Genomic DNA, 24,355 nt, shown 5'->3' with positions numbered 1-24,355 from the left:
TCACTGCTAAAGTGAAGTCTTCTGCTTTCTTAGTTACTTCTACTTCTATTGTTTTCGCTACACCATCACGTGTTACTGTTACTGATACTACTTTCTTACCATCTTTTTCTTTAATAGGTCCATATGTTACTTTATCTGTAGGTTTAAGAGCTTCACCGTTCGCTGTTACTTTTTCTTTTACTTTCGCTTGGTCTGCTTCTGTTAAGCTTTCTCCTGCTACTGGTGCTTTTGAAATCTCTACTGGTTTTGTTGCGTCTTTCACAGCTAACGCGAACTCTTTAACTTCTACATTTACAATATGATACACCTTATCACGACCTACTGTTACTGGCACATAGAATTTTCCATCTTTCGATGTGATATTTCCATAGAACACTTCATCTGTATCAAGAACGTTACCTTCAGTTTCACTTTGAGTAACTCTTACTTTTGATTTCACTAAGTTTTTATCAGCATCACTTGTTAAAGTTGCCCCTTCTTGAGATTTAACACTTATTTCAGCTACTCCAGTTGTTTTTAAAGTGAAGTCCGCTACTTTTCCATCTAGTGCATAACGAGCGTTTTGTAAATCACGTACCGCTTGATTAATTTCATCTTGTGTAGCTTGTTCTTTATTTAGAACTTCTTTTGCCTTTTTAAATGCATCGTCATATGCTTTACGTTTTTCATCACTTGTAGCTAACTTGTATGGATTTCCTTTTTTAATAGCATCGTTATCATTTAAAGCTACCTCTGCTCTCAAAGCATCTTTGTTAGTTTTAAGAACTACTGGGTCTATTCCTAATGCTTTAATAGCATCTTCTAAATCTTTATATAATTTTTGAACAAGGTCTACTCCAGCGTTATCTGTAGCATTTTCTTTGTTAGCTATTTTTTCTGCTTCCGCTTTCGCTTTATCAAATGCTTGTTTCTTAGTTGCATCTGACTTATTATATTTATCTGTTACATCTTTTCCTTTTGCATATTCCACAAGATCTTGAAGTCTTCCCATACGTGCATCTAGATTATGAGCCTTAGTTACTATATCACTTATAGTTGGAATATCATCCGTTGCATCGATACTTTCTATAAAGTCTGCTTTTTGAGCTTTATTTAAGTGTGGTAAGTTTTCAATTTCTTTTTTAACAGCTTCTCTTTTAGCTTTCGAGTCAGCATATTGTTTCGCATCTTCTACAATTTTATCAATTTGCCCTTTTGTATTAGCTCCATCAATTAAATCTTTGAAGTGTTTTTTCTCTGCTTCTGTTAAACCTGGAATTGCATCAATTTTTTTCTTGGCTTCATCTCTTACCGTATCAGCCTCAGCTTTATTTTTCTCTACTTGTTTTTTCGCCGCTTCATCTTCTGCTTTTCTTACTATAGCAGCAATGTCATCTTTTGTTTTTGCAGCAGTTATTTGATTTTTATAATCATCAGGATTTTTTAAATTATCTTTAATTTGATCAATACGTTTTTTTGCTTTTTCTTTTTCTTTTTCTAAGTCTTTTGCTATCGCATTATTTTTAGCTGTAGTGACTGCATCAGTTGTTGTCGCCTTGTCAATTTCTCTCTTAGCTGCATCTTTTTCTTCTTTAGTTAAGTTTGGTAACGCATCTACAACTTTTTTAGCTTCTTCCTTAGCTTCTTTTAATGCTTTATTCTCAGCATCTTTTTTAAGTGCTTCATTGACGATTTCATTAATTTTATCTTCTGAGCTGTTAGCTGGAAGTTGATCTATTTTTTTCTTGTACTCATCTTTTTCTGCGTCAGTTAGGTTTTTTAGTCCATTTATTAAATCTTTTCCTTTTTGTTTTGCATTATTATCAGCTTTAGGGATTTGTACGAATAGTACATCCTTAGGTATTAACTCATTGAATCCAGTACCTGTCCCAAAATACCACTTTCCTCCTATGCGTAGATTATCCCCGTTTTCCCATTTCGCATAGGTATCGTTTTTAGGACCTTTTATTCGATAGTTTGTGTCAGCTATAATCTTAGATCTCCCGACTCCCAACGGATATTTACTCTTATCATACTCTAGCTCAACCCCACTCAGTTTAGCTAATTTTTCATCTGCTCTTTTTCTATCAACATCAGTTATATTATTGTAATCATCTACTGGTGTTTGTTCTATCTTATATTTATATTCATCCACTATATACGGTTCAACCCCTAATAAAAACTTCTTATACACTAAATCTTTCCCTGGGATTGTGTCTGTAGTATTATCTGTATAAGTGAATGTCGCCGTTCCATCATTAGCTATAGATATACCATTTTCTAATCCACCTTTAAGTCTATTCTCTAATAATGGATTTTTCTCTTTAAGGGCTTCTTTAAGAGTTGTTTTTTCTTCAGGTGTCAAGCTAGTAACATCTTTCACACCTTGTCTTGCTGGTAATTTATTTGGTTCATATTTTTGATTCTCAGGAGTATCATCTACGTCTGGTAGGGCTATTGTCTCAATTTTAACATGATCAACACCGCCAGAATTTATATGTATCCCCGCTCCTAGTTCAATATACTGAGTATTAACTGGATCTTTCACCTCATAAGTTACTTGAATTTCTACACCAGCTCCTCCTGCACTTTCCCAATCCGAATAGATAGAACGAGTGTTGTTTCTTAATCTCGCATAAGCTTCCTTATCACTTCCGTCATCCCATCCAGAACCTGCACGTGTATCAAGATACCAGTTTAAACTTCCATTGTGTTCCCAAATTGGTCCCTCTTTTGTATAATCATTATAACGACTCCAATTATCCGGACTACCATTATTCATAGCTTTAGCGTCAGCTTCACTTTGATAACGAGATGCTACCCCACGTGAGTTACTATTTCTCCATGTTGCCCAGTTATTATATTGTTTGATACCTCTTGCATTTTTTAATGTTATACTAGTAGGTTCACTAAATCCTTTAGGCACTGTGAACCAATAATCTGGACGGTGTCCTAACCAACTTACCTCACCTCTACGAACAATATTATTATTAGTTCCCGTTGGAGTAATGCTTCCATCAGCATTTTGTGTGAAATTTTTATTAAAATAATATGTTACAGTTACTATCGGTCTGTTTTTAGTATATCCAGAAGTATCAACTTTGATTACAATCTCATCATTAACACTTACACTCGAATTAGTATTTGTTTTTAACGGATTATCATCCCAGTTAGCATAAATTACAGATGTACCTCCATTATCTCCCACAACTGTAGTAGACATTGCTTGTACTTCTTTACTAGATAAACTAGTCATAGCTATAGTCGCCCCTATCAAACAAGACGCCGCTCCAAAACTAAATTTTCTTATAGAAAACTTTTCTTTCCTATCTCTTTTCATCGATAAACCTCTCTTCTTTATTTTTGTATTTTAAATAACAACTTAATATAATATTTTTTTCGTTTTATTATATCATATTTTTGTTAGTAGTAAAAGTGATAACCTGCTATACCAACAAAATGTAAGCGTTTTTTTTTTTTTTTTTCGCAGACGTGTTGATTCTCCCCTTTAATAATTAAAGGATTTTATTGTTTTTATCAGTTTTTACAGAATAATTTGTGTGAGGTTTCCTTTTTATTTTCTATATAAAATTTTCACAAACATTTTATATAATTATCCTATATACATTATAATATTACAGTTTATTCTTCCTTAAAAATAGCTATTTAAATAAATAAAAAGCAACTGACACACTAGGTTCAATTGCTTTTTATCCACTATATAATATAGTTATTTTTAATTATTATTTGTAGTCTGGTAATTTGTTAAATTCTGCTTCATCAACATTTGTTAATTTAACAATCCATGATTCTTTTGGATCTGCTGAGTTTAACACTGTTGGCTCTTCTTCTGCTTTTTTGTTGTATTCTACAACATCACCAGCTAATGGTGCGTTAACGTCTAATACAGTTTTTGATGCTTCTAAACGTAAGATAACATCATCTTTTGATAATTTTTCATTTTTTGAAAATTCTACGAATCCTACAGTACCAACGTCATCTTGTAATTCTGCTGTTGGTCCAACAATGTAAACTCCTTCGTTCTTTTCAATCCATAAAGCTTTTGCTAATTTTTTCATTTTACAACCTCTTTCTTTCTTTTTTATAAGCTTTGAGCATCAATGCACTAATTTGACACTGATTTTTTTACTCAAAGAATCATTATACAACATAAATAAAAAAAAAGCAACTAAAATTTTAATTTTACAGAAATAAATTTTTAATTATTAATTCCCAAAGTAAATTCCAGTTTAAATAAAAAACTGGAATTTAACCTGAAACTATTTTTTTTACTGGAACTTAAGTTAGGAGGAGCCTCTATAAATCTCAGTTCATAAAAACTCGAACTTAAGTTGAGAGCTACCACAATGAATGTCAACTCATAGTAAAAACTGAAATTTAATCCGAGACTTTTTTAATCGGAACTTAAGTCGGGAGGTTGCTTTACCTTTCATTTTTTCAAAAATGACTTCTACTTTGATTCCTTACCGAAACTGACTTTGGGAATTCCCCTTGATTTAAAATTTATTTCTGGATTCGAAACACGATTCGTCATTATTTTCTCTAATATATTACACTAATTTTCTTCAAATTAATTGACAATAAGAAATGCTATGTGGTAGAATGTAGGAAAGTGAATGCAAAATACTAGTACATTCCAACACGAAAGCCAATTGAAGTGTGAGTTCAATTGGCTTTTTATATTAATATTTAATATTCACATACAAAGTGACGAGTACGCGTCGTGTCCTAAAACGGCTACTTCTTCTCGTTGTTATCTTTTAGGAAATAATATTCTATTATTAAGAGGATTACTCCAGATAATATATTAACAAGAATTTGCAGAATACTAGTATTCATACCAACACCTCCCTTCCGGGCAGTAGCCTATCTTTATTATAACATCAGAAGTCGAACAAGAAAAGGTTTCCTTATCGATATTAAGATTAAAGTTATATTTTTAAGATTATGTTAATGAGAAGAAGAATAAAGAGGAACTTCTTCAAATTAATTGACAATAAGAAATGCTATGTGGTAGAATATAAATAAGTGAATTGGACGATTATATTCACATATAACCACGAAAAGCAACTGAAATTGCGGTTCAGTTGCTTTTTTATATGTATTAACATACCACTTTGTATGAGAATAGATATTCATACATGAGTGAATAACATGTACGTCGTGAGCTAAAATGGCTACTTTTTTCTGAGAGTGACTCAAAAATCGCGATTTCTTGAGAAACAAGATTTTGTCGAGTCACTTCTCGCAGTGGTTTATTAGATATCTAAAAAACTTTTACAAAGCGAATCTAGATATCAATAAACCACTACATCTATAAGTTTCTATATAAACTTTTTAAAAAAATTAGGACTTTTTAAGCAATCCTTCCAATAGTGATTTATCAATAGTTTACTTTCCAAAAACATTAAGAAAGCTACATTTTCTTCCTTTGAATTCCTCTTAACTCAATATCAAATCAACAAGTTCTCTTGCTTCTACTTTTCCGAAATAATGTACTAAATCTATATTTTCTAATGCTTCTAGTAAATCTTCTTCTTTTACTCTTACTCCGATTAGTTTTTCCTCGACATCACCGACATTACCTTTTCCGAAAAAATCTCCATAAATCTTAGCTTTTGTGATTCGTCCCGCTTCTACTTCTAGATTAAACTCAACAGTCCCAATCCCAAGACGAGCATCTCTGTTGTAATTATAACGCGGTGATTTTCCGTAATTCCAATCCCAGTTTTGATATTTTTTAGAAAGTAACTCATCAATTTCTCGCCAATCTTCTTCTGTAAGTTCATAACGTTTTATGTCTTCTAGTTTTTCACAATTAAATAGTCGACATAGGTATAAATCTTTGAAATCTACTACAGACAAATCTTTATACTCCTCATCTAAATATTCTCTAAGACCTGTAACTCTGCTTCTCACCGAGTCAATTCCTTTTGATTCAATTTTCTTACGATTAGGTGTTAGTACATTAACCATCGCATCATAATCAATATCTAAAAGTAGCGTATATCCTCCGTAGATTTTCCCATTAACAAGAGTCATCGCAGCTCCGCTAACTTTCTTTCCATCGACAACAAGGTCATTTCGACCTGTTTGTTCAACCTCACTCACACCTAGATCACGTAGGATATTTACCGCTGGTTCATAGAACTTTTTAAAGTTACCATAAACATTACTATCACCACTCATAATAAGGCAAATATTCACAGCTCCTTCGTCTAAAAATACCGTTCCCCCTCCTGTATCACGTCTAACTAGGGTAATCCCGTGAGTTTTCATGTACTCATGATTAATCTCTTTTTCGGCATTTTGAAAAAGACCAATCTGTACCTTCGGTTTACAACAATAAGGAAATATAATATCCTCATCTAAATTCAATTTATTCAATACATGTACTTGTATCGCTAAGGCTACTGCCCCATCGTAAATATATTGTCCATTTCTTATCGGCTCTATTAAATACATAAGCACTCCTCACTTTTTACATTACAACATAAGCAGCTACCATTATTCAAGTTTAACCTTAGATAACAGTAGCCGCTTCATCTTAATAGTTTGCTGTTTTTTATTCTATAAATCAAAGCAGTATTCTTCTAATTTTCTAAAATATCTTCAAATGTTAGTCACTATATCTCTTCAACCTACACTTTAGTAATATTTCATTTTCAAAATTACTACTTCTACATCCACATCACAGCAATCTTCTTAGTAATTTTCTTCTAATTTTCTAAATTCATCTCTCGTGTGTTGTGGCAAACTCTTACCGTAGTCCATCATAAGCACAATATCTTTAAACGCGGCTTTTGGAATAGCTAGTCTTTCGATATCTTCCACACCTACATCTAGATTTATATCTTCCTCACGATTTTCTCGGAATTTAGCTACAAAGTCCGGCTCAGCAACAAAGACACTAGATAAACCTATCATCTCAGCATGCATAATAGCTTCACGACTTTTTTCTATACTATTAATTCCACCAGTCGCCATCAAAGGAACACGTCCTGCTAGATGTTCATGAACTACTTCATTAATCAAACGACCTTCGTTAGGACCTTCAGCACGGACTTTATTTAAATAAATATTTTGTCCCCAACTCGCTATCGCAATATAAGACAACGGCACTCTTTCTAGTATCCAATCTGTTAGTTGATTAAATTCTTCGACAGTATAACCAATTATCGCACCACGCGTTTCTTCTGGAGTTGCTCTATATCCTAGAATAAAATCTTCAGGTGCTTCATTTTTTATTACTTCATACACCTCTTCAAACACTTCAAGAATGAATCGAGCTCTATTTTCTAATGAATCTACACCATACTCATCATGGCGTTTATTCGATACTGTTGAGAAAAACGTCTGTAGCATTAGTTTTTGTGCTGTTGATATTTCTATTCCTGCAAACCCTGCACGTATCGCTCTTCGCGTCGCATCTTTGTATTTTTGTTTAATCTCATCGATCATCTCACGAGATAATTCCTCTACCTCATGTTCAAACGGAAGATGCAATTTCAACTTACTAGGTCCATAAACCTTATGATGAACTCCGTAGTAATTAGCACCCGCTCCTGAATAAGTCAGTTGCAAAATAGCCTTCGCTCCAGAAGACTGCATCGCATTTGCCATCTTAGTAAGTCCTGGAATACAGCTATCATCATGTGCACCGAAGCCAAATTCGAACAGCTGTCCATCTACATCGACATAAGCTGCCCCTGTTACCTGTAATGGCGCTGACTTAGCACGTCTTAATGCGTAATCCAAGTCTTCTTTTGTGATAATCCCATCTTTTGTAGAAGAATTAGTTGTCATCGGCGACAGTACGAACCTATTTTCTAACTGTACACCATTTGCTAGTTTTATGGGAGTTAATAATTTTTCCATAAACGCACACCTCTTTTACATACAATTGGTAAAACTAGCTTAATATTAAGTCTACTAATTCTTTCGTTTCAACATTTCCGAAGTAGAATGCTAAATCGATACTTCCTAAGGCTTCTAGTAAGTCTTCTTCTTTAACTCTTACTCCTATAAGTTTTTCTTCTACATCGCGTACGTTACCTTTTCCGAAGAAGTCTCCATAGATTTTTGCTTTTGTAATACGTCCTTCTTCAACTTCTAAGCTGAAATCAACTGTTCCGATTGCAAGGTGAGCGTCACGGTTGTAGTTATAACGTGGTGATTTTCCGTAGTTCCAATCCCAGTTACGGTATTTTTCATCTGCTAATTTCTCGATTGCAGCCCAGTCTTCATCAGTTAGCTCATATCTCTTCGCATCTTTGATGTCTTCGATTCCCATTAATCCACAGATGATTAAGTTTTTAAACTCATCTATTGTTACGTTTTGGTATTCTGGTTTTAATAATTCACGCATACCCATTACACGTGCTCTTACTGATTCAATACCTTTTGATTCAATTTTTTTACGGTTTGGTGTTAAAGCATTAACCATTGCTTCGTAGTTTACATCAAGAAGTAATGAATATCCTCCGTAGATTTTACCACGTACTAATGTCATCGCAGCTCCACTTACTTTTTTACCACGAGCAGTTAAATCGTTACGACCTTTTTGTTCAACTTCTGTAGCTCCTAAACTGTGAAGTACGTCTACTGCTGGTTGGTAGAATTTTTTGTAGTTTCCGTATACATCAGTGTCCCCTGGCATTAGGAAACATACGTTAACAGCACCGTTATCAACGTACACAGCACCACCACCTGTATCACGACGTACTAGGATAATATCTTTTTCTTTCATGTAGTCGTGATTTACTTCAGTTTCAGCATTTTGGAATAATCCAATTTCCACTTTTGGTTCACAGTAATATGGAAAGATTACAGTTTCATCGATATCGATGTTGTTAAGTACGTAAACTTGCATCGCCATTACTAGCGCTCCATCTGGTAAATATTTTCCGTTTCTAATTGGTTCTATTAAATACATAATTTATTCTCCTTTATTTTTTAATTTTTGTTAATGTATTTTTATCTAATTTAATTTTTTATTGCAGTCTTAGCATAATTTTATCTGCAACATTATAAAATATCACTGCGGAAAGTGACTCGACAAAATCAACTTTTCCGAAATCACGATTGTTGACTCATCCTCACCACAGGTTATTTTTTCAACAATTCTTCCACATCTAGTGTCAGCTCTTTACTATTTTGGTTAAACCACAATACTCTAGAAGCAATCCTTTCCGGGAATTGATATTTCTTCTGGTTCATAGTAACCATTAACGCATTAGGATTTTTATCAAGTTCTCTATAAAATGGATATTTTATAAACTGAGGTGTCGTAAACCCTACTCCTATTTCGATAAATAATGTTTTCTTATCACGATTATTTTCTAAAAATTCATTGTACTTATCAAGATGTTCGAAAAATATCGGATCTTCTACCATTCCTTTTTCAGCATTACGCTTATTAACCTCAAGCGGTGCTCCACATTCTGGGCATAATGGAATAGACCTGTAGTCAACTTCCATATTTTCCTGTTCTACAGCCAGTCTACGCATCAGCGCTTCATCTTGGTACGTCTTCGCATGGCAATGTTTACTACACTGCATAAGCCCGTACTTACCTTGAATATGGAAGACTTTATCCATATCATAACCTGCAACATCAAAGGCATTATCGGCATTTGTCGTAATAATATGGTAGTTTTTATCTTGAAGTATGTTTTTCAACGCCTTATAACTCGCACCAACAGGTTGATCAAAATAATTTAACAAGACAAAACGACTTTGAAATGCCCAATATTCCTGTGAACTCGGAAAATCAAACAGACTCGCCTGCAACATATCTAAAAACTTATATTTTTCTACAAAATCCTTAAAATTACTCGTAAATCTCTCTCCAATATAAGTAAAACCATCTGCAGCTGACATTCCAGCTCCTATTCCTATGACTATCGCCTCGGCTTCCTCTATTAACTGTGCTAGTTTTTCGGCATTGTTTTCTTCTAACTCTATCGCCTTCCAAGTCATTAATTTTTCTCCTCTTTTTCCGTTAGCTCTTTAGCTAAAATCTCAATAATATTTTTTCTTCTTTCTATTGTTGGTACTAAAGGTATGCACATCAACTCTTCTAATTCGAATTCTGCAGCTAAATTTTTTAGTTTTTCTATTACTACATCCTTCGTACCCCAAACTAAGCGGGTTCTATTTTTTTCTATTTTTTCTTTATCTTCTTCGGTAATCTCGTAATCTTTAGCTGTTTGTATGCTAGGAAATCTATCAAACTCTGTAAATTCTTTTTTCCCAAGAAGCCAAATATCTAAACAGCGTACTAAATCTTTTGCTTCCTGTTCATCTTCCCCTATCGCAATAAACACGGCAACAACATCTTGCGGTGTTTTTTGTTGTTCACGCATTTTAGTGCGATAAGTATTTAAACATCTTTTGGCAGTTTCTATATAATCTACAGCCTGATTAAAGAATAGACCATACACGTAATTTTGTCCTAGCTCCGCAGCTAGATTCGCACTCTTTTCACTAGTAGATAATAGCCACATAGAGCTTACCTTCGCTTCCGGTGGTTGAACTAGTGTTTCGGTTCCTGTAAGAAGTTCTAGTAATTCTCTACAGCTATCATTATACTCTTCTCTCGTTATAGGTGTAGTATCCATCAACTTCTGAACTACTTTGGTCCCCGGATTATTCCCAATTCCTAGATTCACCCTATCTGGATATAATGCACTAAGAAGTTTGATCCATTCGCTAATTTTATACGGTGCATAGTGAGGAATCATTATTCCACCTGAACCTATTTGTATCTTCTCTGTATTTTGAAGAAGATGTAACATCAATAACTCAGGACTACTACTTGCCAAAGCGGGTACCTGATGATGTTCAGCCATCCAAAAACGACTATATCCTAGTTTTTCGGCTAAACGAGCCAGCTCCGTACTTTCCTCTATTGCCTCTATTGCACTCTTTCCTTCATCTACAATGGCATAATCTAAAATACTAAGTTTCATATTATTGTCCTCTTATATTTTTATGTTTATTTAATACTCAGGCACGACTTAAAAATCGTGATTTCGCAGAAATCTATTTTGTCGAGCCACCCCGCAAAGTTATTAAATATCTAAAAAGCTTTTATAAAAAATCCTTTATAAAACGAATCTAGACATTAATAAACCACTACGCCTATATGTTCTAATATAAACTATTTTAAAATTTAAAACTTTTGGCTAAGTCCCTTCTTTCATTTTATTTGGATTTACATAATTTCTACTCTCTGTTTTTTACAAAGTTTATAAAAAATTATCTATATCTCAAATTCATTTTTACTTTTTATTCTTTTATTTTATCTATAATAGAATAAATTAAAAGAAAACCTTTTCTGAAATCACGATTTTATTATAACACATTTTCATTAAAAGTACACATAACTAACCACATTCTATTAAAATTTTATAAAAAAATTATGGTGATTTAATCTATTGCGTTTCTTATAAAGTTTTCGTTGTCTTTGTTAATTAACTATTCCCTGGAGAATAAATTGTCGTTCTCATTGTTTTACGCCTAGGAAGCTATTTTTCTATGTTTTTCAGTGATTCCTTATTTTTTGAACTTTTACAAAATATCATAAAAAATTAAAAATTGAAAACAAAAAAATTATTTTTTAAGATCATATAAATAAAAAATATGCTAATATCACTCCTCTTCCGAATTAATTGACAAGAAGAAAAGGCATATGCTAAAATGTAGGTAAGTGAATGAGAAAGGTTACTCAAATTTCACCACAAAAGCCAATTGAAGTTGTGGTTCAATTGGCTTTTTATATTATTTAGATAATAATCACATACAAAGTGAAATGTATACGTCGTGGGCTAAAAAAGACTACTTCTTGTGACTATCTTTTAGCAGATAGTATTCTATTAAAAGGAGTATTATTCCAGATAATATATTCACAAGTATTTGAGAAAGGTTACTCTCCATCTCACCACCTCCCTTCCGGGCAAGTAGCCTGCTTTTATTATAACACTAGAAATCTCATCAGAAAAGATATTCCCATTGTATTTATAATTAAAATTCTATTTTTAAGATTATGTTAATATGTAGTAGATGACATTCATCTTTATATTAACTTTCTCCACTTCCCACTTGAACACAATTAACAATCTATACGAATATTTTTTATATTATCCAGAGTTTATCACTTAGAAACATCACTCAACTATTACAAACACCAGGTACAATAATATTTGCGCCGGTTATTTTATATGAAAAATTTGTTGTACACAAATTATAAAAATAGTTTCTGATCTCTTTTGTTTTTTGTACTTCGTTTTGGGAGTGACTCAAAAATCGTGATTTCAGAGAAATCGATTTTTTAGAGTCACCCCCGTACAGTTTATTAGATATCTAAAAGCTTTTATAAAGCGAATTTAGATGTCAATAAACCACTGCGTCTTTGAGTTTTCATATATACTTTGTTAAAATTTAAGACTTTTGATTTAGCCTCTTATTTTTATTTTTTCTATGATAACCTCATAAAATTTTTCCACTTTTGTCACTATAAGAGAATTAATACAACCAAAATTAACAATACAAAAACTTAAACAACACCTCTTTTATTCTCTATTTTTTAATTATAAAAACTATTTTTCTTATCACATCTTTTTATTCATCTAATTATCTGATATAATAAATTGTAAGAAAAACTTTTCTGAAATCACAAATTTATTATAAATATTTTTAGTAAAAGTATATACACCTAGCACCATCCCTTTTAAATATTATAAAAAAATTAAGGTAATTTAATCTATTAAATTTTTTATAAATTTACATAAATCAAATAGAAGCTACTTCATATTTTAATTTTATCTCTTAGGCATTGGTTCTAGTTGTATGTTATTTACATTACTTAAAGGGGTATTTTTTATGAAATCAAAATTATTAACACCTGTTAAATTGGCTAATGGAGTAGAGCTAGAAAACCGTTTTGTTCTTTCTCCTATGACTACGAACTCTTCTACCGCAGAAGGATACATTACAGAAGAGGATCTGCTTTACGCCGAAAGACGAAAAAACACAGCACCATTACAAATTACCGGGGCCGCTTATGTTAATCTTGAAGGGCAACTTTTTGAATACGGCTTTAGTGTTCATGATGATGCGTGTATTCCTGGACTTAAAAAGATGGCACAAGCTATGAAGTCTGGTGGAGCAAAAGCTATCCTTCAGTTAACACACGCAGGACGTTTCGCTAATCACTATGTCTCTACTAATAAACGTGCTGTTGGTCCAAGTTATATGGAACTTAACTCACCTGTAGAACATATCGTTCATCCTCTTTCTATAGAAGATATACAAAAAATAAGAGAAGATTACAAACGCGCTGCAAGCCGTGCTATCGCGGCTGGTTTCGATGGGTTAGAAATTTCTAGTGCACAACGTCTTCTTCTACAGACATTCTTCTCTACCTTCTCTAATGAACGTCATGATGAATATGGAGTGGATACATTAGAAAGTCGTTCACGCTTCATCCTTGAAGTTTTTGAAGATGTATATGAAGTAATCAAAAAAGAAGCACCAAAAGACTTTATCTTCGGTTATCGTGCAACACCTGAAGAAACACGTGGAGAAGAAGTTGGTTACACAGTTGAAGAATTTAATCAACTTACAGATTGGTTATTAGAAAGAGTCCCTCTATCATATATGGCAATTGCCAGCTGGGGGCAAAATATTTATCTAAATACAGTACGCGCGGAAGGTCCACATCACGGTCACCTTATTAACGAAGTTGTCTACGAACATTTAAATGGAAGAATTCCGTTAATCGCATCAGGTGGTATCAATACTGTCGAAAAATGTGAAGCAGCTATACTGCATGCAGATATGATCGGATTATCTTCGCCATTTGTCGCAGAACCAGACTTTGTAGAAAAACTAAAATCAAATCATATAGACGATATTAATCTAGATGTTGGAGTTGAAGACATAGAGCGTCTAGCTATTCCAAAAGCTGCATTTAAAGACATCGTCCTTATGATGGACTACGGTAAGAGTTTACCTCAGCACACTAGAGATGAATTCAGAAAACTAGAAGATAATTATTAATAATATATATTTTTAGAAGAATTTCAAAATTTCAGATTCGAACATCTTGTTTTTTGGAATTCTTCTTTTATTTGATACAGATAAAAAAATCTATATTGCACATATATCCTTTTAAAAATTTAATACATTTTATATTGTTTTCTATATAAAATACACCTTAAAATCAAACTTCTTTTAGTTATAAAAATTAATATTTCAAGCTTTACATAATTTTTGTAACATAAATTTAATATTTAATTTTTTTAAACAACTATATCCACTTATTAAGAATTATATTTATATTTTTATCAGAAAAAATAATTTATTTATATCGCTGTATTACTACGCTTACATCCTAACTTTCATTTTTTGTTTGTTCGTTTTTTTATATAACAATATTTAATTTATAATTCTAGAATTTCTAGTTTACTATATAATTATAAAGTTACATAACTTACCGAAGTCCTTGTTTTATAGTTTTTCTTCTAGTATAATAGGAATTATGAATACACTAATTGTCTCTGAGCGTTCTGTTTATTAAATTAAATCGAACATTTTAGAAACATAGTCATTATTATAATTTAAATAAAAAAGGGGATTTGTTTTTATGATAACAAAAAGAAAATATTCATTACGTAAATTTAAGGTAGGAGTAGCATCTGTACTTGTTGGTATCGGTGTTGCGACTACTGGAGCAGCTGTAGCTCACGCTGGAAATGAAACAACAGGACAACCAGCAGCTACACAACCTGCACCTGGAAATACTAACGCATCTGGAACAGCTGAAACTCCTAAATCGGAAGTTACAAGTCCAGAAATTAAACAAGCTGAAGCCGAAGCTAAAAAAGCTGAAGAAAAAGTTACTGAAGCTCAAGCAAAAGTAGATACAGCTACTACTGCAGCTAACGAAGCAAATACTAAACTTGAAACTGAGAAAAAAGAAGCTGCTGACGCTAAAGCTGCAAAAACTAAAGCTGAAAACGCTAAAAAAGCTGTTGACGCTGATTTAGAAGCTGCTAAAACTAAAGCTAAAGAAGCTGACGCTAAAGCTAAAGAAGAAGCTAAAAAAGAAGAAGACGCTAAAAAAGAAGAAGCTGATTCTAAAGATGCTCTAAAAGAAGCTTTATCTAATCTAGAAAAAGAAATCGATTCTAATTCTAAAATTACAAATAAAGAAGAAGCTAAAAAAGTACTAGGTAAAGAAGATGTACTAGCTGCTGTAGAATCTGGTGATTTAAAAGCTGGCGATGTTCTTAAAGAATTAGCAGATGATAACGAAAAAGCTGAAGCTAATAAAGAAACTGAGAAAAAATTAAGAAATAAAGACCAAGTTGATAGTGCTACACCCGCTACAACTCCAGCTGAACCTAAAACTAAAGATCAACTTCCAGAAGACGTTAAATCTGGAATTGAAAAAGCTGAAAAAGCTGATGCTGCTCGTCCTGCATCAGAAAAACTTCAAGACAAAGCTGATGACTTAGCTGAAAAAATCGAAGAATTAACTGCAGTTGCTGAGGCTGATAAAGCCAACGCTGATAAAAAAGCTGAAGCTCTTAAAAAACAAGAAGACACTTTAAGAGAAACTAATGAAGCATTAGCATTCGCTAGAAAAAATGGTTCATCTGCTGAAATCGTTGCATCATTAGATAAAGCTGTAAAAGCTATCGAAAAAGAACGCGATGCTGCTCAAAATGCTTTCGACGAAGCAAATTCTCCATTAGCTGGTTACAAAGCTGAAATCGATACACTTACTGATGAGTACAACAAAGCTCTTGACGAAGTAAAAGCTGCTAAAGAAGAAGAAGCTAAAAATCCACCTAAAAAAGAAGAACCAACGCCTGAAGCTCCAAAAGAAAAAACAGAAGCTGAAAAAGCTGCTGAAGCAAAAGCTGACGCTGACGCTAAAGTTGCTGAGTTAGAGAAAAAAGTTGCTGAAGAAGCTAAAAAAGTAGAAGAAGCTACAGCTAAAGCTTCAAAAGAAGCTGACGATGTAACAGTTGCTCAAACTAAAAAAGATGAAGCTGATAAAGCTAAAGCTGACGCTGACGCTGAATTAGCTAAAGCAAAAGTAGAAGCTGATAAAGCAAACGCTAAAGTTCAAGAACTTAAAAAAGAAGAAAAAGATAACTTAGAAGCCCTTAAAGCTGCTTTAGATCAACTTGAAAAAGACGCTGAAGCTGCAATTAACAAAAATGCTAAAATCACTGACAAAGCTAAAGCTATCGAAGAAGCTAAAGCTGCAATCGGTAAAGATGATTTACTAAAAGCTATCGAAGCTGGGGTTATTTCAGCTACACAAGCTGCTAAAGAATTAGAAGATCAAAACGCTAAAGCAGAAGCTACTAAAGATCAAGATCCTCAAGCAGACGAAATCGGTGCTACAAAACAAGAAGGAAAAGCTCTTGCTGAACTTCCAGCTGCTGATAAGGAAAAATTAGATGCTGCTTACAACAAAGAAGCTAATAAACCAATCGTTAAAAAACTTACTGACATAGCTGATGATTTAGCTGAAAAAATCGAAAAATTAACTAAAGTAGCTGATAAAGATAAAGCTGATGCTGCTGAAAAAGCTAAAGTAGTAGAAGAAAAAACTGCAGCATTAAATAAACAAAAAGAAACATTAGAAAAAGCTAACTCAGCCCTTGAAACAGCTAAGAAAAATGATGCTGATCAAGCTATCAAAGATAGTTTACAAAATGCTGTAACTAAATTAGAAGCTGCTGTTGCTACTGATAAAGCTGCGGCTGATGAAGCTCAAGCTAAATTCGACGAAGTTAACGAAGTAGTAAAAGCATACAAAGATGCAATCGATGAACTTACTAACGATTACAACGCAACTTTAGAATATATCAAAGGCTTAAAAGAAGTTCCTAAAGTTGAAGAACCTAAAGACTTCGAAGGTGGAGTAAATCCTGGTGATGCTCCTGTTGCTGAAAATCCTGAGTTCAATGGCGGAGTAAACGGAGTTGAACCTGCTGTTAATGAAGTTCCTGAATTCACTGGCGGAGTAAATGATGGTGATGCTCCTTCTGTACCAAACAAACCTGAAGGTAAAGCTCCAAAATCTGAAGCAGATAAAAAAATAGAGGCTTTAAAAGAAGAAATTAAAGATTTAGAAGCAGAGCTTGCTAAAGACAAAGACAATGAGGATATTAGCGATAAATTAAATGCACTGCGTTCTGCGGTAGCAAGAGCTGAAAAAGACCTTAAAGAAAATCCGGATGCATTAGTATATGCAGTTTTACTTCCAAAAGTAGATGCTCTGCCAACTGCATCACAAGCGTTAGAAGCAGAAATTAAAAAACTTAAAGAAGAAAAAGAAAAAACAACTGATGACAGCAAAAAAGCTGAATTAGAGAAAAAAATTGCAGAACAAGAAGCTCTTTTAGAAGAAGTTAAAAAAGCTGAAAGTACTCCAGCTCCAGGTAAACCTGCTGAAGAAACTCCGGCTCCAGGTAAACCTGCTGAAGAAACTCCAGCTCCAAGTAAACCTGCTGAAGAAACTCCGGCTCCAAGTAAACCTGCTGAAGAAACTCCAGCTCCAAGTAAACCTGCTGAAGAAACTCCAGCTCCTTCTGAAGATGCTGCAATCGAAGCTCTTCAAAACAAAGTAGCTGATTTAGAAAAAGAAGTTGCTAGACTTGAAAGTGATTTAAAAGATGCTGAAGAAAACAATGTAGAAGACTACGTTAAAGAAGGTTTAGAGAAAGCTATTACTGAGAAAAAAGCTGAATTAGAAAAAGCTGAAGCTGAACTAGAAGAAGCTCTTAAAGGATTAGAACCTAAAGGAGAATCAGAAAATGGTGATGCATTAGTTCAACCAGAACTTCCAGAATTCGGTGCTAACAATCCTGAAATCAAAAAAATCTTAAAAGAAATTGATAAAGTTAAAGAACAAATAAAAGATGCTGAAGAAAACGGTGCTGAACCATATTACATCGAAGGATTAAATAATCACCTTAACGATTTACTTGAAGCTTTAGATATCCTAAGTAAAAACCTAGCAGCTGTTAACGAAGTTCCTGAGTTTGACTTATCTACATTAAATACTCCTGCTGGAGATGGCAACAACTTTGGAACAAAAACTCCAAAAGCTAAACCAGAAGCTAAAGAAGGTAGAGTATTACCAAACACAGGTATGAACCCATCTAACACTGCTGTATTAGGATTAAGTTTAATCGCATTAGCAGGTATTGTAGTTAGACGTAAACTTTCTAAATAATTAAGTTAATTAGTGTATAAAAAACTTAAAGAGTATGGATTTTCCATACTCTTTTCCTTTTTCTAATTTCTAAAAAAAACTCCGTTGAACACCTGTAAAATCAAAAATAAAAATCAGACCTTTCCTAAGCAAGGATTCTTCGACAAAACTGGGAGTGACTCAAAAATCATGATTTCGGAGAAACAAGATTTTGTTGAGTCATCCCCTAAAACTTTATTAGATATCAAAAAAGCTTTTATAAAGCGAATTTAGATATCAATAAACCACTGCGTCTATGAGTTTTCATATGAACTTTGTTGAAATTTTAGGACTTTTGGGTCGACCCCTCGATTTTCAAGTCATTCCCTTCTTATTCTAAGTCTGATTTTCTTTTATTGAACTCTTATTAATTTTTTCGCTTTAGTTTGTACTACATTTAAAGGTACAGCTTCTTTAGTTATAACACTCGTATCTAAACCAAACCATTTTTCCGGGGTTACTGTAATTTTTTTTAGCTTCAATCTTAAACTCATAATGAAGTTATCAAATGAAGATAAGCCATTGCTGTTACCTAATACTTCCTCAATCAAGACGAATCTAAAATCTCCTACAGTTTCAGCTTTTCCTCTTAAATTGTACTTAGTTGGTTGCAATTCTAACTCTTTATCTTCTAATAAATCACCTATTACTTGACGCATAAACATATTAACCCTTTGATTCTCTCTAAATCCTAGATTAAAGGTAATTTTGAATATTTTTTTATCACTAAATTTAGTAACCTTATACTCTCTTCTATAAGGTTCGTCTAGTACATTTATATGGACGAAGAAATAAACATTAGCCCTTTTAGGTTGTTTATTTAAAATCGAATATAACACCGCGTAATCAACATCTTCTTCTTGTTTTGCTCCTGTTAAATATACTAAGTTTGTCGCATATTTTGGGATATTTTTATCCATACTTAATTGCAGTAGTTGTTTTGTATAATTTTTCACCGTTAGATACTGGCTTTCACGCTCTTTGATTTCTGTTCCTTTATGCCAAATAAACATGATTGTGAATATTAATAAAGCGATGATTACCGTTATGTATCCTCCATTTACGAATTTCAAACTATTTGCATATAGAAATAATAGTTCTTCTATTCCAAAGAATAATAAGAAAATAAGCGCAAAAGTTTTTTTGTTTTTTACTTTATATAAATATATACTTAATAACAACGTCGTTACAAACATTGTTACACTAATACTTAATCCATATGCAGCTTCCATATTACTACTTGTTCTGAAGAATAATACTACACAGCTACTACAAATAAATAATATTATATTAACTGCAGATACATAGACCTGCCCTTTTAATTCTGTAGGATACTTTATCATTAATTTCGGGAAGAGATTCAGTTTTATCGCCTCTGATATCAACGTAAATGATCCTGTTATTAAACTTTGACTCGCTATTACCGCAGCAAGTGTCGCAAGTACTACCTGAAAAACTATAAAACTATCCGGCACTATCGCAAAGAATGGATTTTTTATCGCGCTATAATTTGTTGATAATAGATACGCCGCCTGACCGAAATAGTTCGCAAGTAAGCACACCTTTACAGAAAACCACGCCATTCTGACATTTTTTCTACCGCAGTGACCTAAATCTACATATAAATCCTCTGCACCTGATACGCATAAAAATACCGCTCCTAATAGAACAAAAACACCAGGATAGTTGATTAGCAACTGAAGTGCATACTTTGGATTTATTGCTTTTAATATTTCTGGTCTAGTACTTATAGACTTTATCCCCCAAAACAGTAACGATAGGAACCATAAACTCATTATAGGTCCAAAGAGCGAACCTATTTTTTTGGTTCCAAAACGTTGGAATGAAAAAATAAACACAAATATAATAAGCACTAAGACGATTACATCGTTAGTATTTATAGAAGGAATTATATCATGTAAACCCTCAACCGCAGATGTAACTGTAATTGCTGGTGTTATTATTCCATCCGCAAGAAGAGTCGCTCCTCCTAGCATCGCTAAAAGAGCTACACTACGTCTTGTTTTATTTTTTATTAAAGCAAAAAGAGAGAATACCCCTCCTTCACCTTTGTTGTCCGCTTTTAGTGCAATCATTACATATTTTGTTGTTGTCTGTAAGGTCATTACCCAAAATATTAAACTAACAAAACCTAAAACCAGCTTTTCATTCATCGTCGCATCAGTATTGTTAATAAATGACTTCATAACATATAAAACCGACGTCCCTATATCTCCGAATATTATTCCTATTGTTATTATTACACCAAGAAAGGTTAATCTTGATTTATCCATATTTTTGTCCTCTTGTAAAATAAGTTAAAATTATACTATATCTATAAAATCATCAATATAATTCTTACATATAATTATATTCCTCTTATAGCTAAAGTCAATAGTAAGTATATTGTATTTTTATCATTACTTTATATATTATTTTTCTTAGAAAAATTTATATACTCAGTACATGTTAAGGAATTTTTCCCTAAAATTTTCTACTTTATTATGAGTTTGCATAATCATATAGAAGTTGACGTTATTTTTGTTTTTTTAATAATTAAAAAAACGTGGGAGTGACTCAAAAATCGTGATTTCAAAGAAACTAGATTTTGTTGAATCACTTCAGCAAAGTTTATTAGATATCAAAAAAGCTTTTATAAAGCGAATTTAGATATCAATAAATCACTGCAGCTATGAGTTATAATATACTCTTTTTAAAATTTATGTTTTGTGATGCAACCCTTATTTTATAATTTATTATCAATTTACATAATTTTTTATTCTCGAGTGATTCAAACAATAAGTTTTTTCATAATATTTTAAAATTGTTCACCTTTTTTCGTTAACATAACACCTTAAATTATATCACTGAATTTATTCAACTTTTTTCATTTTCTTAAAATTTAAAAAACACGTTTAAATTAATTTTGAAAACTTTTACTTTTCTACTTTACAAACCCATTTAAAAAGTGTTAAAATTAACTTAACGAGGATTTAACACATTAAATTTAAAGATAAAAATTTTATATAAAAAGGGGTGCTATTATGCTAATAAAAAGTAAAAAAGTTTGGTCAAGCGGGCAATTTCTTCCTCTTATTTTAGAAGTAGAAGAGAAAAAAATAACTGCCGTTTATGACTATGATGCATTCGATAAAGTAGATTATGATTTTGGATCTAATCGTATTTTACCAGGATTTATAGATGTTCATACTCATGGAGCTTATGGTTACGATACAAATGATGTTAACGAAGAGGGGCTTCGTAACTGGACTAAAAATATCGTTTCTGAGGGAGTAACATCATTTTTACCAACAACAATTACACAAACTGAAGAAGTTCTTCTAAAAGCTGTAGCAAATGTTGCAAAAGTTTATGAAGAAGGCTATGAAGGAGCTGAAATTTTAGGAATTCACTTCGAAGGACCTTATCTTGACGTAGAAAAACGTGGTGCTCAACCTAAAAATTGTATCCAAACACCTAGTGTTGAACAATTTAAAAAATTCCAAGCAGCTAGTAATAACCTAATTAGACTTATCACTATCGCATGTGAAAAAGACATTGACTACAAACTTACTAAGTATCTAGTAAGCCAAGGAATTCGTGTAAGTCTAGGACACTCTGCTTGTAACTATAAAGAAAGTTACCTAGCATTCGCTAACGGTGCTACTTCTCAAACTCACGTTTATAATGGAATGGTTGGTTTCCATCACCGTGACGGAGGTCAAGTTGGATTTGCACTACGTGCGCGTGATGCATATGGGGAAATTATCTGCGACGGTATTCACTCTACTACAGATGCTTTAAATACATACTTCACAGCAAAAGGGCGTGACCATGGAATTATGATTACCGACTCACTTTGCGCTAAAGGTTGTGGACGTGGTTCTTATATCTTCGGTGGAGAAAATATGGAAATATATGAAGATGGTAGTGCTCACCGTGATGACGGACGTCTAGCTGGTTCTACACTTAGAGTTATTGATGGACTACGCGTCTTAATAGAAGATGCTTTAGTCCCTGTCGATGCAGCAATTAACTCATGTACAAAAAACCCTGCGGAAATGTTAGGTTTCGGAGATAGAAAAGGAAAACTTAAAGTTGGCTACGATGCTGACTTCGTAGTTATCTCTCCTGCTTATGAAGTACTAACAACATTTGCGCGTGGTAAAGAAGTTTATAAAAAAGAAGATTAAAAAGTAAGGGGTAATTCTATGAAATATTTAGTTTTTAATTCTAAAAAAGAAGCTTCAAAAGAAGCATACACAATTTTAAAAAGTTTGATTAATGAAAATTCAACACTAGGTCTTGCTACTGGTGGATCACCTATAGCTTTATACGAAGAAATGATTGCAGACTATAAAGCAGGAAATTTCAGCTATAAAAATGTAAAATCTTACAATTTAGATGAATATGTAGGAATTAGCTATGATCATCCAGAAAGTTATCATAAATTCATGAAAATTAATCTATTCGATCATATCGATATCAAAAAAGAAAATACTCATATTCCTGATGCTGGTAATAGCGACTTAAATGCAGTTTTAAAAAACTATCAAGAACAATTAAATAGTGCTGACATTGATGTACAAATTCTTGGAGTTGGCTCAAACGGTCACATCGGATTTAATGAACCTGGCACACCATTTGAAAAAGGAGTTCATGTCGTTGATTTAAAACAAGAAACTATCGAGGCAAACTCTAGATTTTTCAATAACGACATTAATTTAGTACCTAAACAAGCTGTAACTATGGGAATAAAAGATATTATGCGAGCTAAACATATAATCTTATTAGCATTCGGAGAAGCCAAACAATACGCTATTAAGAGTTTAGTAGAATGTGATGAAATAACAGAAAATATTCCTTGTACTGTTCTAAAAAATCATCCTAGTGTATATGTTCTAGTGGATAAAGAGGCAGACTTCAAAAAATAAAATTTGTGGGAGTGGTATTCGACTAAAACGTCATCTATAGTCGAATCCTCCCACTATAAACAAAATATTAATGTAAGCGTTTGATTTTAAACAATAATAGGGAGGTACACTTTTATGAGTATACAACTAAATTGGACAAATATAGCTACTGTAGCAGCTCAAAAAGGCTACAAAAAGAATATAGGAACAGCAGGATTAGTTAAAGGTGTTTTAGGAAATAAACTAATCTTTGGTGGAGGTGCTAACTTCCCAGGAGGACTTCCTGTAGATGGAGGAGTTAAAGTAAACCATAAAGATGTATATCTATATGAAGAAACATCTAATGGAATAGCTTTATTAGATCAAATTCAATTTGACTATCCTTTAGCATATGGACCAAGTGCAGTACATAACAATACTTTATACTACATTGCGAATAAAACTGAAACATCATCAGACCTTTTAGCATTCACAGTAGTTGATAATAAATTAAAAGTTGAAGTAATCGACACTCTTCCACTTACTGTAGAAAATGTTATTGCAAAAGTTCACGACAATAAACTATACTTCGGTATCGGATCTATTAATGGATCAAATAACAATGAACTATATGCATATGATTTAGCAACTAAGAAATTCGAAGTATTTTCAGAATTTCCTGGGAAATTACGTAATCAAGCAATAAGCTATATATATAATAATGAACTTTATGTGTTCGGTGGTGGAGCTACTGAAACATACAGTGATGGATATAAAATTAACTTAGAAACAAAAGAATGGACTCAACTTGCTGATGTAGTTATCGATAATGAAGAAATATCCCTTCTAGGTGCTGATTGGGCTCCATTAAACGACCATGAACTTCTAGTAATCGGTGGTTTCAATAAAGATGTTTGGAAAGATGCAGTATTCAACTTAACAACATTACAAGGTGAAAATCATGCAAAATATCGTGACGCATACTTCAGACGTCCTGTAAGTGACTACAGATGGAATAAAAAAGAATTAGTCTATAACTTGAATGAAAACCACTGGTACCAATTAGGAGAAATTCCTTTTGAAGCACCTTGTGGCCACGCCTTGTTAGCTACAGATAATAACATTTATTCTATTATGGGTGAGATTAAACCGGCAGAAAGAAAACCATATATTCATAGAA

At 32.8% G+C, this 24,355-nt stretch carries 13 protein-coding genes; 5 read left to right on the top strand and 8 right to left on the bottom strand.

The window, feature by feature from the left end; all coding sequences use genetic code 11:
* The 7 genes from RWN11_RS03180 to RWN11_RS03150 all read right to left on the bottom strand — a co-directional run.
* The coding region (locus RWN11_RS03180; RefSeq protein WP_314160348.1) for a YSIRK-type signal peptide-containing protein at window positions 1-3,319 on the bottom strand (3,319 nt) is incomplete at its 3' end.
* Window positions 3,320-3,722: 403 nt separating this feature from the next.
* Window positions 3,723-4,058 carry a glycine cleavage system protein H gene (locus tag RWN11_RS03175; RefSeq protein ID WP_314160347.1) on the bottom strand — a complete coding sequence of 112 codons (336 nt, stop codon included), beginning with the start codon at window positions 4,056-4,058 and terminating at the stop codon, window positions 3,723-3,725.
* A gap of 1,384 nt (window positions 4,059-5,442) precedes the next feature.
* A complete protein-coding gene (locus RWN11_RS03170) occupies window positions 5,443-6,465 on the bottom strand; it encodes a lipoate--protein ligase (RefSeq protein ID WP_314160346.1) in 1,023 nt (340 codons plus the stop codon).
* Between the two features lie 240 nt (window positions 6,466-6,705).
* Complete coding sequence (locus RWN11_RS03165; protein WP_314160345.1) at window positions 6,706-7,878, bottom strand: NADH-dependent flavin oxidoreductase; 1,173 nt, start codon at window positions 7,876-7,878, stop codon at window positions 6,706-6,708.
* A gap of 34 nt (window positions 7,879-7,912) precedes the next feature.
* Complete coding sequence (locus tag RWN11_RS03160; RefSeq protein ID WP_314160344.1) at window positions 7,913-8,935, bottom strand: lipoate--protein ligase; 1,023 nt, start codon at window positions 8,933-8,935, stop codon at window positions 7,913-7,915.
* A 173-nt stretch (window positions 8,936-9,108) separates the two neighbouring features.
* Complete coding sequence (locus RWN11_RS03155) at window positions 9,109-9,981, bottom strand: NAD-dependent deacetylase (RefSeq protein ID WP_314160343.1); 873 nt, start codon at window positions 9,979-9,981, stop codon at window positions 9,109-9,111.
* Window positions 9,981-10,973, bottom strand: coding sequence for an MsnO8 family LLM class oxidoreductase (locus RWN11_RS03150; RefSeq protein WP_314160342.1), 993 nt, complete (start codon window positions 10,971-10,973; stop codon window positions 9,981-9,983). Before RWN11_RS03150 ends, RWN11_RS03155 begins: the two co-directional genes overlap by 1 nt.
* Before the next feature lie 1,912 nt (window positions 10,974-12,885).
* Here RWN11_RS03150 and RWN11_RS03145 point away from each other — a divergent pair.
* On the top strand, window positions 12,886-14,064 hold the full coding sequence (locus tag RWN11_RS03145; protein WP_314160341.1) for an NADH-dependent flavin oxidoreductase: 1,179 nt from the start codon (window positions 12,886-12,888) through the stop codon (window positions 14,062-14,064).
* Between the two features lie 586 nt (window positions 14,065-14,650).
* The gene (locus RWN11_RS03140) at window positions 14,651-18,265 is read left to right on the top strand and encodes an SIALI-17 repeat-containing surface protein (protein ID WP_314160340.1); all 3,615 of its coding nucleotides are present in this window, start codon (window positions 14,651-14,653) and stop codon (window positions 18,263-18,265) included.
* A 371-nt stretch (window positions 18,266-18,636) separates the two neighbouring features.
* Here RWN11_RS03140 and RWN11_RS03135 read toward each other — a convergent pair whose 3' ends face one another.
* Complete coding sequence (locus RWN11_RS03135; protein ID WP_314160339.1) at window positions 18,637-20,577, bottom strand: KUP/HAK/KT family potassium transporter; 1,941 nt, start codon at window positions 20,575-20,577, stop codon at window positions 18,637-18,639.
* Window positions 20,578-21,327: 750 nt separating this feature from the next.
* Here RWN11_RS03135 and nagA point away from each other — a divergent pair.
* From nagA to RWN11_RS03120, 3 genes are all read left to right on the top strand, one after another.
* Window positions 21,328-22,476: an N-acetylglucosamine-6-phosphate deacetylase gene (gene nagA, locus RWN11_RS03130; protein ID WP_314160338.1), complete on the top strand. Its 1,149-nt coding sequence runs from the start codon at window positions 21,328-21,330 to the stop codon at window positions 22,474-22,476.
* 18 nt (window positions 22,477-22,494) lie between these two features.
* Window positions 22,495-23,217: a glucosamine-6-phosphate deaminase gene (gene nagB / locus RWN11_RS03125; RefSeq protein ID WP_314160337.1), complete on the top strand. Its 723-nt coding sequence runs from the start codon at window positions 22,495-22,497 to the stop codon at window positions 23,215-23,217.
* A 114-nt stretch (window positions 23,218-23,331) separates the two neighbouring features.
* A partial coding sequence (locus RWN11_RS03120; RefSeq protein WP_314160336.1) for a cyclically-permuted mutarotase family protein occupies window positions 23,332-24,355 on the top strand: 1,024 nt, incomplete at its 3' end.

The sequence above is a fragment of the uncultured Gemella sp. genome, assembly GCF_963519265.1.
In the GTDB taxonomy this organism is placed as follows: Bacteria; Bacillota; Bacilli; order Staphylococcales; family Gemellaceae; genus Gemella.
Note: the sequence above shows the minus strand (reverse complement) of the source record. Positions and strands in the feature narration are given on the sequence as shown.